We start from the raw sequence: 17,122 nt of genomic DNA, 5'->3' as shown, positions 1-17,122 counted from the left end.
CCCGCCATGCACGATCAAAAATCGGTCGGCGCGCCGCCTTCGGCCGTGCGCTTCTGGACGAAGTCGTTGAGTTCCTCGCGGATCGCCGGATCCATGTAGGGTTCTTCATAGGATGCCAGCCGTTCCTTCCAGACCTTGTTGGCCTTCTCCATCGCCGTTGGCGAGCCAGCTTCCGCCCAGGTCTCGAAATTGCGCCAATCGGAAATGATCGGCGAATAGAAGGCGGTCTTGTAGCGGTCCTGCGTATGCTGGGTGCCGAAGAAATGGCCGCCGGGGCCAACCGACTGGATGGCGTCGAAGCCGAGCGCCTCCTCTGACAGGTCGAGCGGGGTGAGGAATTCGGCCACCATCTGCAACAGGTCGATGTCGAGAATGGTTTTCTCGTAGGAGCAGCGCAGGCCGCCCTCGAGCCAGCCGGCGGCATGCATCATCAGATTGCCGCCGCCCTGGATGGCGCCCCACAGCGAGAACACGCTCTCATAGGCCGCCTGCGCGTCGACCGTGTTGGCGGCGCAGGTGTTGGAGGTGCGGTAGGGGATGTTATAGCGGCGGGCAAGCTGGCCGCCGACAAGCTGCGCCTTCATATATTCGGGCGTGCCGAAGGCCGGTGAGCCGGACTTCATGTCGACATTGGAAGTGAAGCCGCCATAGCCGACAGGCGCGCCCCTGCGCACCATCTGGGCAAAGGCGATGCCGGACAGCGCCTCGGCATTCTGCTGCACCAGCGCGCCGGCGATGGTGACCGGCGCCATGGCGCCCGACAGGGTGAAGGGCGTGACGACAACGACCTGGCCCTTGCTCGACATCTGGATGATACCTTCCATCATCGGCACGTCGAGCTTGAGCGGCGAATTGGTGTTGATGATGGTGAAGACGGACGGCTCCTCGAGCAGTTGCTCGGGGCTGATGCCGCGCGCGATCCTGGCGATCTCGATGCCGTCGACATTGCGCTCCTTGCCGAGCGAATAGATGTGAAACACCTTGTCGGTCAGCGTGGCGAGGTCGCGGATGCATTCGAGGTGGCGCACCGACGGATGGATATCGGTCGGCTCGACCGGATAGCCGCCGGTGCAGTTCAGGATGTTGTGCATCTGCGCCAGGCGCAGGAAATTGCGGTAGTCGGCCTGGTTGCCGGGTCGGCGGCCTCGATCGATGTCGGAGCAGTTCGGCGCCGACGCCATCATCGAGATGATCAGATTGTCGCCGCCAAAGCGCACATTATGCGCAGGGTTGCGGGCATGGATGGTGAATTCCGGCGGGCAGTGCGAGATGAGTTCGAGGATCATGTCGCTGTCGAAGCGTACGCGCTCCGAGCCTTCGCGCACATCGGCGCCATGCGCCTTCATGATGCGGCGGGCTTCGTCGTGCAGGACGTCGACGCCGATTTCCCTGAGCACGCGCAAGGAGGCGAGGTGGATCGATTCCAGCTCGTCTTCCGACACCAGCCTGGTTGGCGCCAGCGGGTTTTTCAGCTGGCGGAAAGCCGGTTGCTCGAACGCGGCCGAGCCTCCGGCGCGCTTTCCGGCGCGGCCGCCACGGCGGGCACGGTCGGGTGCCAGGGCCGGTTCTAAGGGGTTTACGGCGGCGGTCATGATGGTCCTCGTAGGATGCGAATAGCGGGCGGCATAATGGACCGGCGGCCCGCCGGCCATTGCGGAGGCGGCGACCACTAGGGCGAGGGAAGCGACATGCCGGAACGGCAGCTGTGTGGCCGCGGCATCGCCTGATCACCGCGCTGTTGGCGCAAGCGGATTTAGCTTACCGGCCCTTTCTTTCCCCGAATTGAACCCGTAGCTGGTGGGCCTTGCCGGCAGGGAGGTCAGCCGGCACCTCACATGGAATGATGGAATGGTCGCAACCAGCTCGAGCGAAGGCGAAGCGGGGACGCAGTGGGCAGCGCTCGCCGGCGTCACCGCGGCACTTGCCATGTTCGGCGCCGCGCAAGGGCTGAGCTCACCGCTGTTCACGCTTTTGATGCAGAAGCAAGGTATGTCGCCCGGGCTGATCGGCCTGTCGGCGGCGATGATGCCGCTCGGCCTGATCCTGTCGGCCTCGTTCGTGCCGGCGGCGGTGCGGCTGGTCGGTGCGCGCAACCTGGCGGTCGGCTGCTCGCTGATCGGCGCGCTGTGTTTCCTCGGCATCGGCTATCTGCAGAACTGGATGGCCTGGTACATCATCCGCTTCATCATCGGGGTCGTCATCAATCCGCTCTATATCCTCGGCGAGGTCTGGGCGCTGTCGCTAGCGCCGCCTTCGCGGCGCGGCCGGGTGATGGGCGTGTTCAACACGCTGATGGGCGCCGGTTATGCGGCGGGGCCCTTCACCCTGACCTTCGTCGGCACGTCGGGCTGGGCACCCTTCAGCGTCGGCATCGGTGGCTTCGTGCTTTGCGCGGTCATCCTGCGCCTTGTCTCCTCGAAGCTTACCGGGTTCGAGGATGACGGGCAGCCAGCCGGCAGCTTTGTCGGCTTCGCCCGGCTGGCGCCGGCGCTGCTGCTGGCCGTGCTGGTCTCGGCCGCCGTCCAGCAGAGCACCTATGCGCTGGTCCCGGTCTTCGGCACCGGCTATGGCCTGCCGGAAGCCGTGCTCGCCGCGCTGGTGATGGCACTGTCGCTCGGCAACATCCTGCTGCAGATCCCGCTCGGCCTGCTGGCGGAACGGTTCGGTGGCCGCCCGATGATCGTAGCCTGCGCGGTGGCGACCGCAATCTGCGCGGCGCTGCTGCCGCTGCTGATCACCACGCCGCTGATCTGGGGCGTGCTGCTGGTGATGGGCGCGGTGGGCTACGGCGTCTATACGATGGCATTGGTCGAACTCGGCAGCCGCTTCAAGGGCACGCTGCTCGTCACCGGCAATGCGGCCTTCGCCCTGCTGTGGGGCGTTGGCGGCATTGTCGGCCCGCCGGGCGCCGGCCTGCTGATGCAAGGCATCGGCCCGCTGGGCCTGCCCGTGGTGATCTTCGGTCTCGATGCGGCTCTGGTCGCCTTCGCCTTGTTCCGCTCCTCGCAACGCCGAGCCTCCTGACATGGATCTGGCTGGAGCAAGCGCTTTCCGCTGGCGGGGCTTACCGCTGTTTGGCCGAGCCGGTAATCCTGCCGGGCACCAACGGTAGGACCATGGCCGCGGCGGATTCGAAAACTGGCGAAGGAATGCAATGGGCGGCGATCACCGGCGTGATCGCGACCGTCTCGGTGTTCGCCATCGCGCAGGGGCTGTCCTATCCGCTGCTGAGCTTCATCCTGCAGCGCCAGGGCGTCTCGCCGGCGATGATCGGCCTGTCGGCGGCGATGACGCCGATCGGCTTCATCGTCTCGTCGCCGCTGATCCCGGGGCTGGCGCGGCGGTTCGGGGCGGGGCGCACGGCGCTTACTTGCGCCGCGCTCTCGGCCGTGGTGCTGGCGCTGATCGGCTGGACGCAGAATGTCTATCTGTGGTTTCCGCTGCGCTTCCTGATCGGCGTGGTGACCAACCCGCTATACGTCTTGAGCGAGATCTGGGTGATTGCCCTTGCGCCGCCGGCCAGGCGCGGGCGCATCATGGGCGTCTATTCGACGATCATTTCGGCCGGCTTCGCGGCCGGCCCGCTCTGCCTGCTCGCCGTCGGTACGCAGGGATGGCCGCCCTTCCTCGTCGGTATTTGTGCCTTCGTGCTATGCGGCATGTGCCTGGCGTCGGTGCTGCCGCGCCTGCCGAAGGTGGACGAGGCCGGGCATCGGGTTTCCGTTCTAGGCTTCGTACCGATGGCGTGGCTGCTTCTGTTGGCGGTCATCGTGGCCGCGGGTTTCGAACAGGGGGCGCTGGCCTTGCTGCCGGTCTATGGCAACCACTATGGTATCGCGGAAGCCCGCATGTCGGCGCTGCTGTCGATGATGATCGCCGGCAACATTGCCATGCAGGTGCCGCTCGGCCTGCTGGCGGAGAGGCTGACCGCACGCCTGGTGCGGCTCGCCTGTGTTTCCTTGACCGTGCTCGGATGCGTGTTGCTGCCGCTTCTCATCGAAACGCCGCTGATCTGGCCGATGATCTTCGTCTGGGGAGCGGTCTCCTACGGCATCTACACGATGTCGATCATCGAGCTGGGCGAGCGTTTCACCGGCTCGACCCTGGTCGCCGGCAACGCCGCCTTCTCGCTGATGTGGGGCGTCGGCGGCATAGCCGTGCCGCCGCTGGCCGGCAGCGCCATGGATATACTGGGTGCGAGAGGCCTGCCGATCACGCTTTGCCTCATGTGCCTGGCCCTGACGGTCGCGAGCCTCGCTGGTCGCGCGAAGGCCTAAATCCTTGGCTGCAACTCTTGAATATCGGACGCGGCATGTCGATGTTGCATGCCCAAGCATTGCCTATTTGGAGATTCCATGACCAAGCCCATCGCCAAGCCAGAAGCCGATACCGCGGACCCCTTCCTCTGGCTGGAGGACAGGACCAGCAAACAGTCGCTCGACTGGGTGCATGGCCAGAACGAGATCGCGGTTGGCGAATTGCAGGGCGATCCTTCGTATCAGGCGTCGTTCCAGACGGCACTCGACCTGATGACGGCCGAGGACAACATCGCCGTCGGCGCGGCAATAGCCGGCCACGTCTATAATTTCTGGCAGGACAAGACCAATGCGCTCGGCCTGTGGCGCCGCACGACAGTCGCTTCCTACAAGACCGAGAAGCCGGTCTGGGAAACGATCATCGACTTCGACGAGCTTGCGGCGAAGGAGGGGATAAAATGGGTGTTCAGCGGTGCCAGCCGGCTCTATCCGGACTTCAGCCGCTGCCTGCTGTCGATGTCGCCGGACGGCGGCGACGCCAGCGAGATGCGCGAATTCGACATCGAAACCAGATTGTTCATCGAGGGCGGGTTCCGTGCGCCGGCTTCCAAGTCGGGTTTCGGCTGGCTGGACAAGGACACGGTCATCGTCTCGGCGGCGTTCGAGGAATCCGACAAGACCGAGTCCGGCTACCCGCGTGTGATCAAGCTCTGGAAACGCGGCACGGCGCTGGAAGAGGCGACGCCGATCTTCGAGGCGCAGAAAGACGATCTCGCCGCAGGAGCCGGCGTCGAGTTCGACGGCGAGAAGCGTCACGTGTTCCTGGCGCGGGCTATCAATTTCTTCGCGTCGCACAGTTTCCTGCATCTCCCATCTGGCGAAAACAGGCGCATTCCGCTGCCCGACGACGCCACCGACACATCGCTTTTCAAGGACCAGCTGGTGTTCGGGGTGCGCACGCCATGGATGGCACCGGATGGCACGGTGTGCAAACCGGACGGGCTCTATTCGCTCGATTTCGCGCACTGGATCGAAAGCGGCGGTTTCGGCGCCATCGAAACCTTGCTGGCGCCGGCGCATCGCGTGTCCATCGCCGGGCTCGCCAGAACGCAGGACCGGCTGTTCGTCAGCCTGATGGACAACGTGCGCGGCAAGGTTCTCGTCTGCGAGCGCAAGAATGGCGCCTGGTCGCTGAAGCCGGTCGCGTTGCCTGAGAACGGCACTGTCGGCATCAGCCATGCCGAGCATTTCGGCTCCAGCGTGTCCTTCTCCTTCACCGATTTCCTGACGCCGAGCTCGATCATCTGGTCGGATGACGACGGCGAGACGCTTGCCACGGTGAAGTCGCAGCCGGCGCGCTTCGATGCCGCGCCGCTGATCTCGGAACAGTTCGAGGCGCGCTCGAAGGACGGCACGATGATCCCTTATTTCGTCGTCCGGCGGCGCGACCAGAAAGGGCCAGTGCCAACGCTGCTCTATGGCTATGGCGGCTTCGAAGTGCCGCTCTTGCCGGGCTACGCCGGCGTGCGTGGCAGGCTGTGGCTGGAGAAGGGCAATGCCTATGTGCAGGCCTGCATTCGCGGTGGCGGCGAGTTCGGGCCCGCCTGGCACCAGGCGGCGCTGAAAGGCAATCGCCAGAACGGTTTTGACGACTTCGCCGCGGTGGCCGAGGACGTCGTCAGACGCGGCATCGCGACGGCAAGCTCGCTCGGCATCCAAGGTGGCTCGAATGGCGGCCTGCTGACCGGCGTTTCACTGACGCAGCGCCCGGAACTCTTTGGCGCCGTCATCATCGAGGTGCCGCTGCTCGACATGCTGCGCTACACCGAATTGCCGCCCGGCGCCTCATGGATGGCCGAGTATGGCGATCCGTCGAAGCCGGAAGACGCCAGGTGGCTGTCCGCCTATTCGCCCTACCAGCATGTCAAGGTGGGTGCCGCCTATCCGCCGGTGCTGCTGACGACCTCGACCGCCGACGACCGCGTCCATCCCGGCCATGCCCGCAAGATGGCGGCACGCCTGCTGGAGGCCGGCCATGCCAGGACACTGTTCTTCGAGGAAACCGAAGGCGGCCATGGCGGACGGGGCGACCGCCGGCCGCAGGCGGCGCAGACGGCGATGAAATATGTCTTCCTGCAGCGGGCACTGAGCGCCAAGGTATAAGGCGCGTCGCGACGCGCTTTGTGCCTTTGTTTTCGTGCATGTCGTTCTCCTAAAACCGGGACCACTTTTAGGCGACATGCATAGAAGTATTCCGTCATGGGCCAAGCAAAGGGTGGTTCACCTCGGCCAGCCTTTGCTCTAAGGTGCCGGGCATGGCTCCTGCTATGACCTTTGTCTGCACGTTCGGGGTCGCGGTGACACCGTCGCCGCGCACGCTGCGCGCGGAGCTTTTGCGGTTGTGCGCCCGCATCGGTTATTCACCGCCTGCCAACCTCTGATGCATTCGCCCCGGCGCCTGCCGGACGGAATCCAGAGGAAAGAATCAGACATGACCTATCAGAATTATTCGCTGAAGCAGCTTCAGCAGATCGACGCCGCGCATCATCTCCATCCCTTCACCGACCACAAGGAATTGCGTGAAGCGGGTTCGCGCATCATCACCCACGCCAATGGCCCGTTCATCTACGATTCCGAAGGGTTGGAATTGCTCGACGGCATGGCCGGCCTGTGGTGCGTCAACATCGGATATGGCCGCGACGAACTCGCCGAGGCCGCCTACGCCCAGATGAAGGAACTGCCTTACTACAATTCCTTCTTCAAATGCTCGACGCCGACGCCGGTGCTGTTGTCCAAGAAGCTGGCCGAGATCGCGCCGAAGAACGTCAACCAGGTGTTCTACGGCTCCTCCGGCTCGGAAGCCAACGACACCGCCTTGCGTCTTGCACGCCACTACTGGGTGATCGAGGGCAAGCCGGAGAAGAACCGCATCATCTCGCGCAAGATGGCCTATCACGGCTCGACCATCGCCGCCACGTCGCTCGGCGGCATGGATGCCATGCACAAGCAGCTCAACGGGGCTGTGCCCAACATCGTGCATGTGATGATGCCCTATGCCTATGAGCTGGCGCTGCCGGGCGAGAGCGATCATGATTTCGGCCTGCGCGCGGCCAAATCGGTCGAGGACGCTATCCTCGAGGCCGGCGCCGACAAGGTCGCGGCCTTTATCGGCGAGCCGGTGATGGGCGCGGGCGGCGTCAAGATCCCGCCGGCGAGCTACTGGCCCGAAGTGCAGCGCATCTGCCGCAAATATGATGTGCTTTTGATGCTGGACGAGGTCATCACCGGCTATGGCCGCACCGGCGAGTGGTTCGCGGCCCAGACCTTCGGCATCGAACCGGACACCATCACCACGGCCAAGGCGCTGACCTCGGGCTATCAGCCGCTGTCGGCGCTGCTGGTCGGCGACCGCATCACCTCGACGCTGGTCGAGAAGGGCGGCGAGTTCAACCACGGCTACACCTATTCCGGGCATCCGGTGGCCTGCGCCGTGGCCTTGAAAAACCTCGAGATCATCGAGCAGGAAGGCCTGGTCGAGCGCGTCAGGAACGACACCGGGCCTTATTTCGCCAAGGCCTTGCAGGAGCGCATCGCCGGGCATGACCTGGTCGGCGAGGTGCGTTCGATCGGCCTGATGGGCGCGATCGAGATCGTCAAGGACAAAGCGACCAAGGAGCGGTTCCTGCCGTCGGGAAGTGCCGCGGTGACGGTGCGTGACCATGCCATCGCCAATGGCATGATGCTGCGCGCCACTGGCGACACCATGATCCTGTCGCCGCCGCTGATCTGGACCCGCGACACGATCGACATGGCCTGCGAGCGGATCGGCAAGGCGCTGGATCTGGCGCAGGCCGATCTGCGCAAGCGGTAAGGCGAACCTCGACCGGGCGTTTCTTCAGGGGAACGCCCGCCCTCGAGAAACATACTGCCTCCATGGGGAACAAACTTCACCCTCCGCGCGTAGTGTGTGGGGCGGCAGCCATCCGGCTGTAGCAAGGGGTTCATTTCCATGAGAAAAACCGGCAAGAGCCGACGCGCGCAAGAAGCGGCCAGCATCGGCGCTGACCTGATGTTGGCGCCGATGGTGGCGATGATGCGCCTGCCGTTGATGGCGATGGACGCCGGCAGCAGCCAGCCCTGGGGCACCGAAAGCGCGCGTGCGGTGAACGAGAAGACCGCGGCAATCGCCGAGGGCGCGTTCGCGGCGCAAATGTCCTTCCTGCAGTCGGCATCGCGATTCTGGCCGGAACTCCTTTCCGGTCGCACGCCGTCGCTGTTCAACGGCGTCGCGGCCGAACTGTCGATCAGCGCCGCGCTCAAGCCCGCCAGCCGCGCGGTGAAGGCGAATTTTCGCCGGCTGTCGTCAAAGGCTTGAAATAGACCCTGCCGAACTTTGATTTTGCGCATTGTCGAAATCATGGTCTAGAACCAATCGGCATACGCACCGATGGGGGACATCATGGCCGGACAACCGCTCAACCAGCCGGCTGAAATCCCGGCCGAGCTCGACCGTTGGAACTGGGGCGCCTTCTTCCTCAACTGGATCTGGGGCATCGGCAACAGCACTTTCATCGCACTGCTGGCACTGATCCCGGTCGTCAATCTCGTCATGATCTTCGTGCTCGGTGCACGCGGCAGCCGCTGGGCCTGGCAGAACCGGGCCTGGCGCGACGCGGAGCAGTTCCGCAAGACGCAGCGCAACTGGGCAATCGCCGGCCTTGCTATCTGGGTGCTCAGTATCGGGGGCTGTGCGACGGCGGTCGGCAGCATCCCCTTCATGTTCAAAGGCAGTGACGCCTACCACATGACCATGGACGCCGTGCGTGCCGATACCCGGGTCAAGGCGGCCATTGGCGACGACGTAACCGACAATTTCTGGGTCGGCGGCCATCTCAACGTCAGTGCGAATGGAACGGGCGACGCCCAGTTCAGCATTCCCGTCCACGGCGCCAAGGGCAAAGCCACCGTGTTTTCCCATATGGTCCGCAATGCCGGCACGTGGAGCATCCGCCTGCTCGTGGTCAGGGTTGATGGAGTGGACGCGCCGATCGTGCTGACCAACGAAGATCATGTGCCAATCCCGAATGCGGCGATTGGAATATAGACATGAGCCTTGAGTGAGCGCGGCAGAAATGCAAAAACCGCGCTCCATCGGGAACGCGGCTTTGCCAGATACGCATGGCGTTTCGCTACGCAAACACTTGGCGAAACTTACGGGCTCCGGTACGCGAGACCTGATCCGGAGCGCCGGGCGGATGCGATATGTCCGCCTCGCAGTCCGTTTTATAGCGACATCGTTACCGCAGAGTTATCGAGAGCTTAAGCAAATCTAAATTTGCGGTTTTCTGTCGGGTCGATCCGGGAAAAAACCCATCGAATCCGTTGGTTACGCTGGGTTACCCCTGAGAAAATTAATTATGCCGGAGAAATCGGCGCCGCCATGCCCCTGGGCGTTGAACAGGGCGTAGAGCTGCGCTGCCTCGGCGCCAAGCGGGGTTACCGCGCCCGCGCTCTGTGCGGCTTCCTGCGATAATTTCAGGTCTTTCAGCATAAGGGCAGCGGCAAAGCCCGGTCTGTAATCCCTGTTGGCGGGCGAGGTCGGCACCGGGCCGGGCACCGGACAATAGGTGGTCAAGGACCAGCATTGGCCGGAAGAGGTCGAGGCGACGTCGAACAGCGCCTGATGCGACAGGCCGAGCTTTTCGGCCAGCACGAAGGCCTCGGCGACGCCGATCATCGAAATGCCGAGGATCATGTTGTTGCAGATCTTCGCCGCCTGGCCGGCGCCGTCGCCGCCGCAATGAACGATGCGCCCGGCCATCGGCTTCAGGGCCGGTTCGGCGGCCGCGAAGGCGTCTTGCGAGCCGCCGGCCATGAAAGTCAGCGTGCCGGCCGCCGCCCCGCCGGTGCCGCCCGAAACGGGCGCGTCGATGGAGAGCAGTCCGTGTCTGGCGGCAATCGCATGCGCCTTGCGCGCCGACTCGACGTCGATCGTCGAGGAATCGATGAACAGCGCACCTTTTTTGGCCCCTGGCGCGATGTCCTCGTAGACCGACAGCACGTGCTTGCCGGCAGGGAGCATGGTGATGACCACATCAGCGTCCTTCACCGCCGCCAAGGCATTGGCCATGATCGTCACGCCATGTTCTTTTGCCACTGTCAGGTTTTCCGGCACTAGGTCGAAACCGTTTACCGCATGCCCAGCCTTGACCAGGTTGGCGGCCATCGGGTTGCCCATGTTGCCAAGACCGATGAAGGCGATCGTCGTCATTGTCTCACTCCCGGAGTTTGCTGGCTTCAGCGACCAATCAAGGCACGCGCGATGATGACGCGCATGATCTCGTTGGTGCCTTCGAGGATCTGGTGCACCCTGAGGTCGCGCACCAGCTTCTCGATGCCGTAGTCGTGCAGATAGCCGTAGCCGCCGAGCAGCTGCAGTGCATTGTTGGCGACGTTGAAGCCGGTGTCGGTGACGAAGCGCTTGGCCATGGCCGACCATTTACCGGCATCCGGCGCCTTGCGGTCGAGCTTGGAGGCGGCGGCATAGAGGAAGATGCGCGCTGCCTGCAGCTCGGTCTCCATGTCCGCCAGCCTGAACTGCAGCGCCTGGAATTGATTGATCTTCGAGCCGAAGGCCTTGCGCTCGGCGGTGTAGGACAGCGCCTTGTCGAGCGCAGACTGGGCGCCGCCCAGCGAACAGGCGGCGATGTTCAGCCGGCCGCCATCGAGCCCGGCCATGGCGATGCCGAAGCCCGCGCCTTCACCCGACAGGAGGTTTTCCGCCGGCACCTTGCAGTCCTCGAAGATGACCTGGCGGGTCGACTGCATGTGCCAGCCCATCTTGTGCTCGTTGGCGCCGAAGGAAAGGCCGGGCGCATCTTTCGGCACCACGATGGTGGAAATGCCTTGCGGCCCGTCGGCGCCGGTGCGCACCATGACGGCATAGACGTCGCTGTCGCCAGCGCCCGAGATGAATTGTTTGGCGCCGTTGAGGACATAGTCGCCGCCGCTCTTCGCCGCGCGTGTCTTCAGCGCCGCGGCGTCCGATCCGGAGCCCGGCTCGGTCAGGCAGTAGCTGGCCAGCCATTCCATCGAGGTGAGCTTCGGCAGGAAGCGCTGGCGCTGCTCGTCGTTGCCGAAGCGGTCGATCATCGAGGCCACCATATTGTGGATCGAGATGAAGGACGAAAAGCCCGGATCGGCATGCGACAGCGCCTCGAAGATCAGCACAGCGTCGAGGCGGCCGAGCGCCGAGCCGCCGACATCGTCCCTGACATAGATGCCACCGAGGCCGAGCGGCCCGGTCTCGCGGATCACATCGGCCGGGAAATGCTTCCTGCGATCCCAGTCGAGCGCATTCGGCGCGACGCGGTCGGCGGCGAAGGCCTGCGCCATCTCCTGGATGGCGCGCTGTTCCTCGTTGAGTTCGAACTGGCTGGTGCTCGCATCGACCGCGGCGTCCATGGCGTTCTCTCCCTATATGCCAGCTAGCCCGCTGGCCTGTCGTTTTTGGCTTTGCGCGCGCATCAATCTAGACCAATGATGCCGCCGCGCAACCCGACCCGCTGCGGAGCGGCTGTGCACCAATGCATGCCCGGAGCGAGATGTGACGAGAAAATTCGATGAGCTGCTTCGGCAATTCCACGCCTATCTCGCTTGCGTGGACAATGCCCTGGTGCGCGACGCCGTGGCCAGCATCGGCTGGGATATGCCGGCCCGCGCGCTGGAGCCGCATAGGATCAGCTGCGTGCGCCATCTCGACCGTGCCGCCGAGCTGGCGCCACCTGCTGCGAAAGCGTTGGTGCAATGGCTGGTGGAGCATCGCAACGGATTGCACTGGGGGCAGACGTACACCGAGACGGATTTCGGCAAGGCCTTCATCGACAATTATGGCTGGCTGGAAGTGTTCGGCACGCGCGGCCATTTTGCCAATGACGAAGTGGCCGCCGGCCTGCTGATCCTTGGGCCGGAGATCGTCTACCCCGACCATCATCACGTCGCCGAGGAGATCTACATTCCGCTGACGGGCGGTACGGAATGGCGCATGGGCGAGGGCGGTTTTCGCGTGCGGGAGGCGGGCGAGGTCGTCCACCACGCCTCGAATGTCAACCACGCGATGCGAACCGGCAAAGAGCCGCTTCTGGCGCTCTACATCTGGCGCGGCGGGCCGCTGGCGCAGAAATCCACGATCACCGGAACCGCCACGCAGGGCCGAAGCTGATGGCCAGGGCAATCATGCTGCAAGGCACGGGTTCGGATGTCGGCAAGACGGTGCTGGTCGCCGGCCTGTGCCGCGCCGCGAAGAAGCGCGGGCTCAAGGTGCGGCCGTTCAAGCCGCAGAACATGTCGAACAACGCCGCGGTCGCCGACATTCCCGGCGACACCAGCAAAAGCGGCGGCGAGATCGGCCGCGCGCAGTGGCTGCAGGCGATCGCTTGCGGCGTTGCGCCATCGGTGCACATGAATCCGGTTCTGCTCAAGCCGCAGACCGATATCGGCGCGCAGGTCATCGTGCAAGGCAAGGTGTTCGGCGAGGCGCGCGCGCGCGATTACCAGGCGCTGAAGGCCCGATTGATGGACGCCGTGCTGGACTCCTGGGGCAAGGTCGGCGAGGGCGCCGATCTGGTCGTCGTCGAGGGCGCCGGTTCGCCGGCCGAAATCAACCTCAGAAGCCGCGACATCGCTAATATGGGCTTTGCCACGCGTGCCGATGTGCCGGTTGTGCTGGTCGGCGACATCGATCGCGGCGGCGTCATCGCCTCGGTCGCGGGCACGCATCTGATCCTGCCGGAAGAAGACCGCCGCATGATCGTCGGCTACCTCATCAACAAGTTCCGCGGCGATGTCTCGCTGTTCGATGACGGCCTCAAGGCGATCGAGAAATTCACCGGCTGGCGCTGCTTTGGCGTCGTGCCATGGCTCAAGGCGGCGGCGCGGCTGCCTTCGGAGGATTCGGTGGTGCTGGAGCGGCTGGCATCCGGCGAGGCGCGGGCGCTGAAGGTGGCGGTGCCGATGCTTGGCCGCATCGCCAATTTCGACGACCTCGACCCGCTCAAGGCCGAACCGCAGGTCGAGGTGGTGTTCGTGCCGCCGGGAAAGCCGCTGCCGGCCGACGCCGGGCTGGTGGTCATTCCCGGCTCCAAATCGACGATCGGCGATCTCATAAGATTCCGCGAGAATGGCTGGGACCGGGATCTTGCCGCGCATCGCAAGCGCGGCGGCCATGTCGTCGGCATTTGCGGCGGCTTTCAGATGCTTGGTCGCAGGGTGCGCGATCCCGACGGCATCGAAGGCAGTGTCACCGAGGCCGAAGGGCTTGGCCTGCTCGATATCGAAACGGTGATGGAGCCGGAGAAGACGGTGCGCAATGTCAGCGCCCGCTCGGTCCAATTCGACCTGCCGCTCGAAGGCTACGAAATCCATCTCGGCCGCACCTCCGGCCCGGACACGATGCGGCCGTCGGCGATCATCAACGGCGTTGCAGACGGTGCGATCTCCGCTGATGGCAAGGTGTCAGGCACCTATATGCACGGCCTGTTCGGCGCCGACGCTTTTCGCGGAAAATTCCTCGAAAGCCTCGGCATAAAGGGCGCCGGCATCGACTACCGCGCCGACGTCGAACGGGCGCTAGACGACGTCGCGGCCGAGCTGGAGAGCCACCTCGACTGCGACGCGATCTTCGGCCTGGCTCGGTGAGGCGTGCCGATATTCAGGTGAGGCCGGCCTGCAAATGCCGGTTTCCTGTGCTTCCGGTGCTCACCTACTTGAGTACGCTCCGCTCCGGTTCTCGGTATCAGTCATTTTTCGGCTCGGCCTGACCTGAATCTCGGCACGCCTCAGGCAGCTCACGCCTTCTCCCCCGCCTTCGGCCAGTAGGTGCCGAACGACCAGACGCTGCCTTCCGGATCGCGGCAGATGAACTCGCGGCTGCCATAGTCGCGGTCGGTCAGTTCCTGGACGATCGTGGCGCCGGCGTTCCTGGCCTTGGCATAGGCGGCATCGGCGTCGTCGACGGCGACATAGATCGACTTGCCGCCGCCGGTGCCGGGTTCGCCGACCATCTTGCCGTAATCGTCGTCGCGTGCGCTGCCCAGCATGATCATCGAGGCACCAAAGACCAGTTCGGCATGGTGCACGACATCGCCTTCGCCATAGCGGGCACGGACGCTGAAGCCGAAGGCCTCGCAGAGCCAGTCAATCATTTTTGCCGCGTTTTTGTAGCGCAGGGCAGGGTAAAGGCGCGGGGCTTCGGTGGTGATGGGCATGGGAACCTCCTTGATCTGGGTCGGTCGATAACCCACTCTGTTCGAAGGCCGCTCCAGCGTCTTGAAGAAATGTTACCTGACCGAGAGCGCCGTCGGCGTCTCGCCGGCAAGGTCGCGGAACTCGCGCACCAGATGCGCCTGGTCGGCATAGCCGCAATCGGCGGCGATATCGGCCCAATCGGCGGTCTGCTGCCGTGACAGGCCAAGCGCCCGGTTGAAGCGGACGATGCGCGACAATGTCTTCGGGCCGATGCCGATCGCATTGGAAAAGCTGCCGGCGAGATGCTTTCGGCTCCAGCCCAGTTTTTCGGCGATGGCGGAAATGCGGGCCCGGCCGCCGGAGGCGATGATGCGGTCATAAGCCCAGGCGATTTCCAGTGGCGTTTCGGCGGCGCGCTCAAGCCGGGCGGTGACGAATGCTTCCGCAAGGTCGAAACGCGACGCCCAGTCCGGCGCATTGCCGAGCTGTTCACGCAGCGCCATGCCCTCGGCGCCCAGCACGTCGTCGAGGACGACCATGCTGTCGGTCAGTTCGCTCATCGGCAAGCGGAAGAAACGGCGCGCCCCAAGCGGCGTGAAGTTGACCTGTATGCAGCAGGCGGTGCCGAAGGATTCGATCATCACCGGTCCGGCAAAAAGCCCGGCTGCGAAACTGGCGAAGCGGTCATTGTCGTCGGGCGCCTTGCCGAGGCCGATGACAAAGGGCTCGGCGAAACTGAACACCAAAGGCACGGTGAGCGAAGCGTATTCGACGTTGCGGAAGTGGCCTGCCGCTGTTTCGCGATAGCCACAAATATCTGACACAATGCCGTCAAGTGCAGGATCAGGAAGGCGCCGGCGCATCTCGAAGCGCCCCGCGATGGAGCAATCCTGTTCCTTCCGGTGCTGCATCTCGATCGGCATCGGCCATCCTTCCGCCGGACAAATCTATCAGCCGTTGGTCAGAATCAAAAGCGCCCGGCTTTTGGCCGGGCGCTCTCTGTCCCCACTTCAAGGGAAACTTGTCAGGCGCCGCGCATCAGGCAGCCGGCGGCGAGCACGATGTAGGCAATGAGAACGATCCACACCGATGCGAGCGGGATAAATGCAAGAACGCCAAGGGCGGCAAGAATGCCGATGATGGCGATGACCAGGGAAATTATGAAAACGATCTGGGTAGGCGCGCTGAGATTCATGTGTGGCTCCTCCAACATGATTCGAACAGCGCCATAGTAACAGGCGCGTGATCACACACCAATCATGACACGCAGCGGGTTGGCCGGATCGGCCAGCAGCTTTACGGCCAGCGCCAGGCAGACGATCACCAGCAGCGGCTTGATCAGTCTGGCGCCGATGCGCATGGCGAGGCTTGCACCGACGCGGGCACCGAGGAACTGGGCAACGCCCATCATCAGGCCGATTTTCCAGGAGATGACACCGACAGCGGCGAAGACGATGAAGCCGCCGATGTTGGAGGCGAAGTTGAGCAGCTTGGTGTGCGCCGTCGCCTTAAGCACGCCGTAGCCGGCAAGGGCGACGAAGGCCAGCATATAGAAGGAGCCGGTGCCGGGGCCGAACAAGCCGTCATAGAAGCCGATTGCCGGCACCAGGGTCAGCCCGAACAGGAAGGGCGACAGGCGCTCGGCCCGGTCGACATCGTTCATGTTGGGCTTGAGCGCGAAATAGAGCGCAATGGCGATCAGCACCAGCGGCAGCAGGGCGCGCAGAAGATCGCCCGGAACGATGGTGGCCAGCAAGGCGCCAATGACACCGCCTGCAGCCGCCAGCAGCGCCGACGGCAACTGCCGACGCAGGTCGACATGGCCCTTGGAGGCATAGTGGATGGTGGCCGAGCCGGAGCCGAACATGCCTTGCAGCTTGTTGGTTCCAAGCGCTTCGACCGGCGAGAAGCCGGCAAGCAAAAGTGCCGGAATGGTGATCAGCCCACCGCCGCCGGCAATCGAATCGACAAAGCCCGCCGCGAAGGCGGCGAAGGCGAGCATGATGATTGTCTGGGTGGTGAGGTCGATCATCTGATGTACGGAGACGTCCGGTCGGCGGGATAACGGCGTTCGACCACGACAGCCCTGTTTGCGCAAGGCCGATTCCGCGCTACCTCTATCCAAGCGCAATGCGCTAGGATTTGGTTAACCCGGAAAGAGGCCCCTGATGGCATTCGCATTGCTGGACCAGATACGCTCCATCTTCGACGGCGACCCGGGCGTGCGCAAGGTCGCCGACGATCCTGTCCTGTCGGCCGAACTGCTGATGCTGTTCCGCATGATCCTGGCCGACGGGACGGTCAGCGAGAGCGAGATGGTTGCCTTCCGGCGCATCTGCAAGGACGCCTTCGGCATTCAGGAAACCAGTATCGACGCCGTCATCGAATATCTCAACGAGTTCGGCTACGAGACCAACGGCTCGCAGGCGATCGCGCTGTTTCGCGATCTCGACGTGGAACGGCGCAAGCAATTGGCCCAGCATATGGCAGAGATCGCCAAGGCGGATTCGCAGCTGGCCGAGAGCGAGGTGCGCCTCTTGCGCCGCACGCTCGACCTGCTCGACATCAGCCCTGTCGATGTGGTGAAGCCGGAAGAGTAGGGCGCAGTTCGCTGGCGTCGA

The 17,122-nt window shown here is 64.1% G+C and carries 16 protein-coding genes; 9 read left to right on the top strand and 7 right to left on the bottom strand.

Annotation, left to right across the window (positions count from 1 at the left end; genetic code table 11):
• Positions 1 to 14: 14 nt before the first annotated feature.
• Complete coding sequence (locus tag ACLGL5_RS26415) at positions 15 to 1,592, bottom strand: trimethylamine methyltransferase family protein (RefSeq protein WP_069093441.1); 1,578 nt, start codon at positions 1,590 to 1,592, stop codon at positions 15 to 17.
• A 256-nt stretch (positions 1,593 to 1,848) separates the two neighbouring features.
• On the opposite strand from ACLGL5_RS26415, the gene ACLGL5_RS26410 reads away from it, so the two are divergent.
• The 6 genes from ACLGL5_RS26410 (at position 1,849) to ACLGL5_RS26385 (ending at position 9,360) form a co-directional block, all read left to right on the top strand.
• Entirely contained in the window at positions 1,849 to 3,024 is a 1,176-nt protein-coding gene (locus ACLGL5_RS26410; RefSeq protein WP_069092370.1) for an MFS transporter, read from the top strand.
• Positions 3,025 to 3,116: 92 nt separating this feature from the next.
• A complete protein-coding gene (locus ACLGL5_RS26405; RefSeq protein WP_064984051.1) occupies positions 3,117 to 4,277 on the top strand; it encodes an MFS transporter in 1,161 nt (386 codons plus the stop codon).
• 78 nt (positions 4,278 to 4,355) lie between these two features.
• Positions 4,356 to 6,419, top strand: a complete 2,064-nt coding sequence (locus ACLGL5_RS26400; protein WP_069092369.1) for a prolyl oligopeptidase family serine peptidase — start codon at positions 4,356 to 4,358, stop codon at positions 6,417 to 6,419.
• Positions 6,420 to 6,747: 328 nt separating this feature from the next.
• Positions 6,748 to 8,127 (top strand): aspartate aminotransferase family protein, encoded by a 1,380-nt coding sequence (locus ACLGL5_RS26395; protein WP_069092368.1) that lies wholly within the window; start codon positions 6,748 to 6,750, stop codon positions 8,125 to 8,127.
• 138 nt (positions 8,128 to 8,265) lie between these two features.
• Entirely contained in the window at positions 8,266 to 8,631 is a 366-nt protein-coding gene (locus ACLGL5_RS26390) for a hypothetical protein (protein ID WP_027046943.1), read from the top strand.
• Positions 8,632 to 8,715: 84 nt separating this feature from the next.
• Positions 8,716 to 9,360, top strand: coding sequence for a cytochrome c oxidase assembly factor Coa1 family protein (locus tag ACLGL5_RS26385; protein WP_038652878.1), 645 nt, complete (start codon positions 8,716 to 8,718; stop codon positions 9,358 to 9,360).
• A gap of 282 nt (positions 9,361 to 9,642) precedes the next feature.
• Here the strand turns inward: ACLGL5_RS26385 and mmsB are convergent, their stop codons facing one another.
• On the bottom strand, positions 9,643 to 10,527 hold the full coding sequence (mmsB, locus tag ACLGL5_RS26380) for a 3-hydroxyisobutyrate dehydrogenase (protein WP_069092367.1): 885 nt from the start codon (positions 10,525 to 10,527) through the stop codon (positions 9,643 to 9,645).
• A gap of 26 nt (positions 10,528 to 10,553) precedes the next feature.
• Positions 10,554 to 11,720, bottom strand: a complete 1,167-nt coding sequence (locus ACLGL5_RS26375; protein WP_069092366.1) for an isobutyryl-CoA dehydrogenase — start codon at positions 11,718 to 11,720, stop codon at positions 10,554 to 10,556.
• A gap of 142 nt (positions 11,721 to 11,862) precedes the next feature.
• Between ACLGL5_RS26375 and ACLGL5_RS26370 the strand changes: the two genes are divergently transcribed.
• Both ACLGL5_RS26370 and ACLGL5_RS26365 read left to right on the top strand, forming a co-directional pair.
• The gene (locus ACLGL5_RS26370) at positions 11,863 to 12,477 is read left to right on the top strand and encodes a dimethylsulfonioproprionate lyase family protein (protein ID WP_069092365.1); all 615 of its coding nucleotides are present in this window, start codon (positions 11,863 to 11,865) and stop codon (positions 12,475 to 12,477) included.
• A complete protein-coding gene (locus tag ACLGL5_RS26365; protein WP_069092364.1) occupies positions 12,477 to 13,952 on the top strand; it encodes a cobyric acid synthase in 1,476 nt (491 codons plus the stop codon). The genes ACLGL5_RS26370 and ACLGL5_RS26365 overlap by 1 nt, the downstream gene beginning before the upstream one ends.
• A gap of 149 nt (positions 13,953 to 14,101) precedes the next feature.
• On the opposite strand, the gene ACLGL5_RS26360 is transcribed toward ACLGL5_RS26365, so the two are convergent.
• From ACLGL5_RS26360 to ACLGL5_RS26345, 4 genes are all read right to left on the bottom strand, one after another.
• Positions 14,102 to 14,521, bottom strand: a complete 420-nt coding sequence (locus ACLGL5_RS26360; RefSeq protein WP_027046941.1) for a VOC family protein — start codon at positions 14,519 to 14,521, stop codon at positions 14,102 to 14,104.
• Between the two features lie 72 nt (positions 14,522 to 14,593).
• Positions 14,594 to 15,424: a helix-turn-helix domain-containing protein gene (locus tag ACLGL5_RS26355; RefSeq protein WP_069092363.1), complete on the bottom strand. Its 831-nt coding sequence runs from the start codon at positions 15,422 to 15,424 to the stop codon at positions 14,594 to 14,596.
• 101 nt (positions 15,425 to 15,525) lie between these two features.
• Positions 15,526 to 15,696, bottom strand: coding sequence for a hypothetical protein (locus tag ACLGL5_RS26350; protein WP_080511798.1), 171 nt, complete (start codon positions 15,694 to 15,696; stop codon positions 15,526 to 15,528).
• Positions 15,697 to 15,747: 51 nt separating this feature from the next.
• On the bottom strand, positions 15,748 to 16,533 hold the full coding sequence (locus ACLGL5_RS26345; protein WP_069092362.1) for a TSUP family transporter: 786 nt from the start codon (positions 16,531 to 16,533) through the stop codon (positions 15,748 to 15,750).
• Positions 16,534 to 16,669: 136 nt separating this feature from the next.
• Between ACLGL5_RS26345 and ACLGL5_RS26340 the strand changes: the two genes are divergently transcribed.
• Positions 16,670 to 17,101: a TerB family tellurite resistance protein gene (locus tag ACLGL5_RS26340; RefSeq protein WP_027046940.1), complete on the top strand. Its 432-nt coding sequence runs from the start codon at positions 16,670 to 16,672 to the stop codon at positions 17,099 to 17,101.
• The last annotated feature ends 21 nt before the right edge of the window (positions 17,102 to 17,122 follow it).

The sequence above is a fragment of the Mesorhizobium sp. U510 genome, from assembly GCF_059180695.1.
This window is presented reverse-complemented; position numbering and strand designations above follow the sequence as displayed.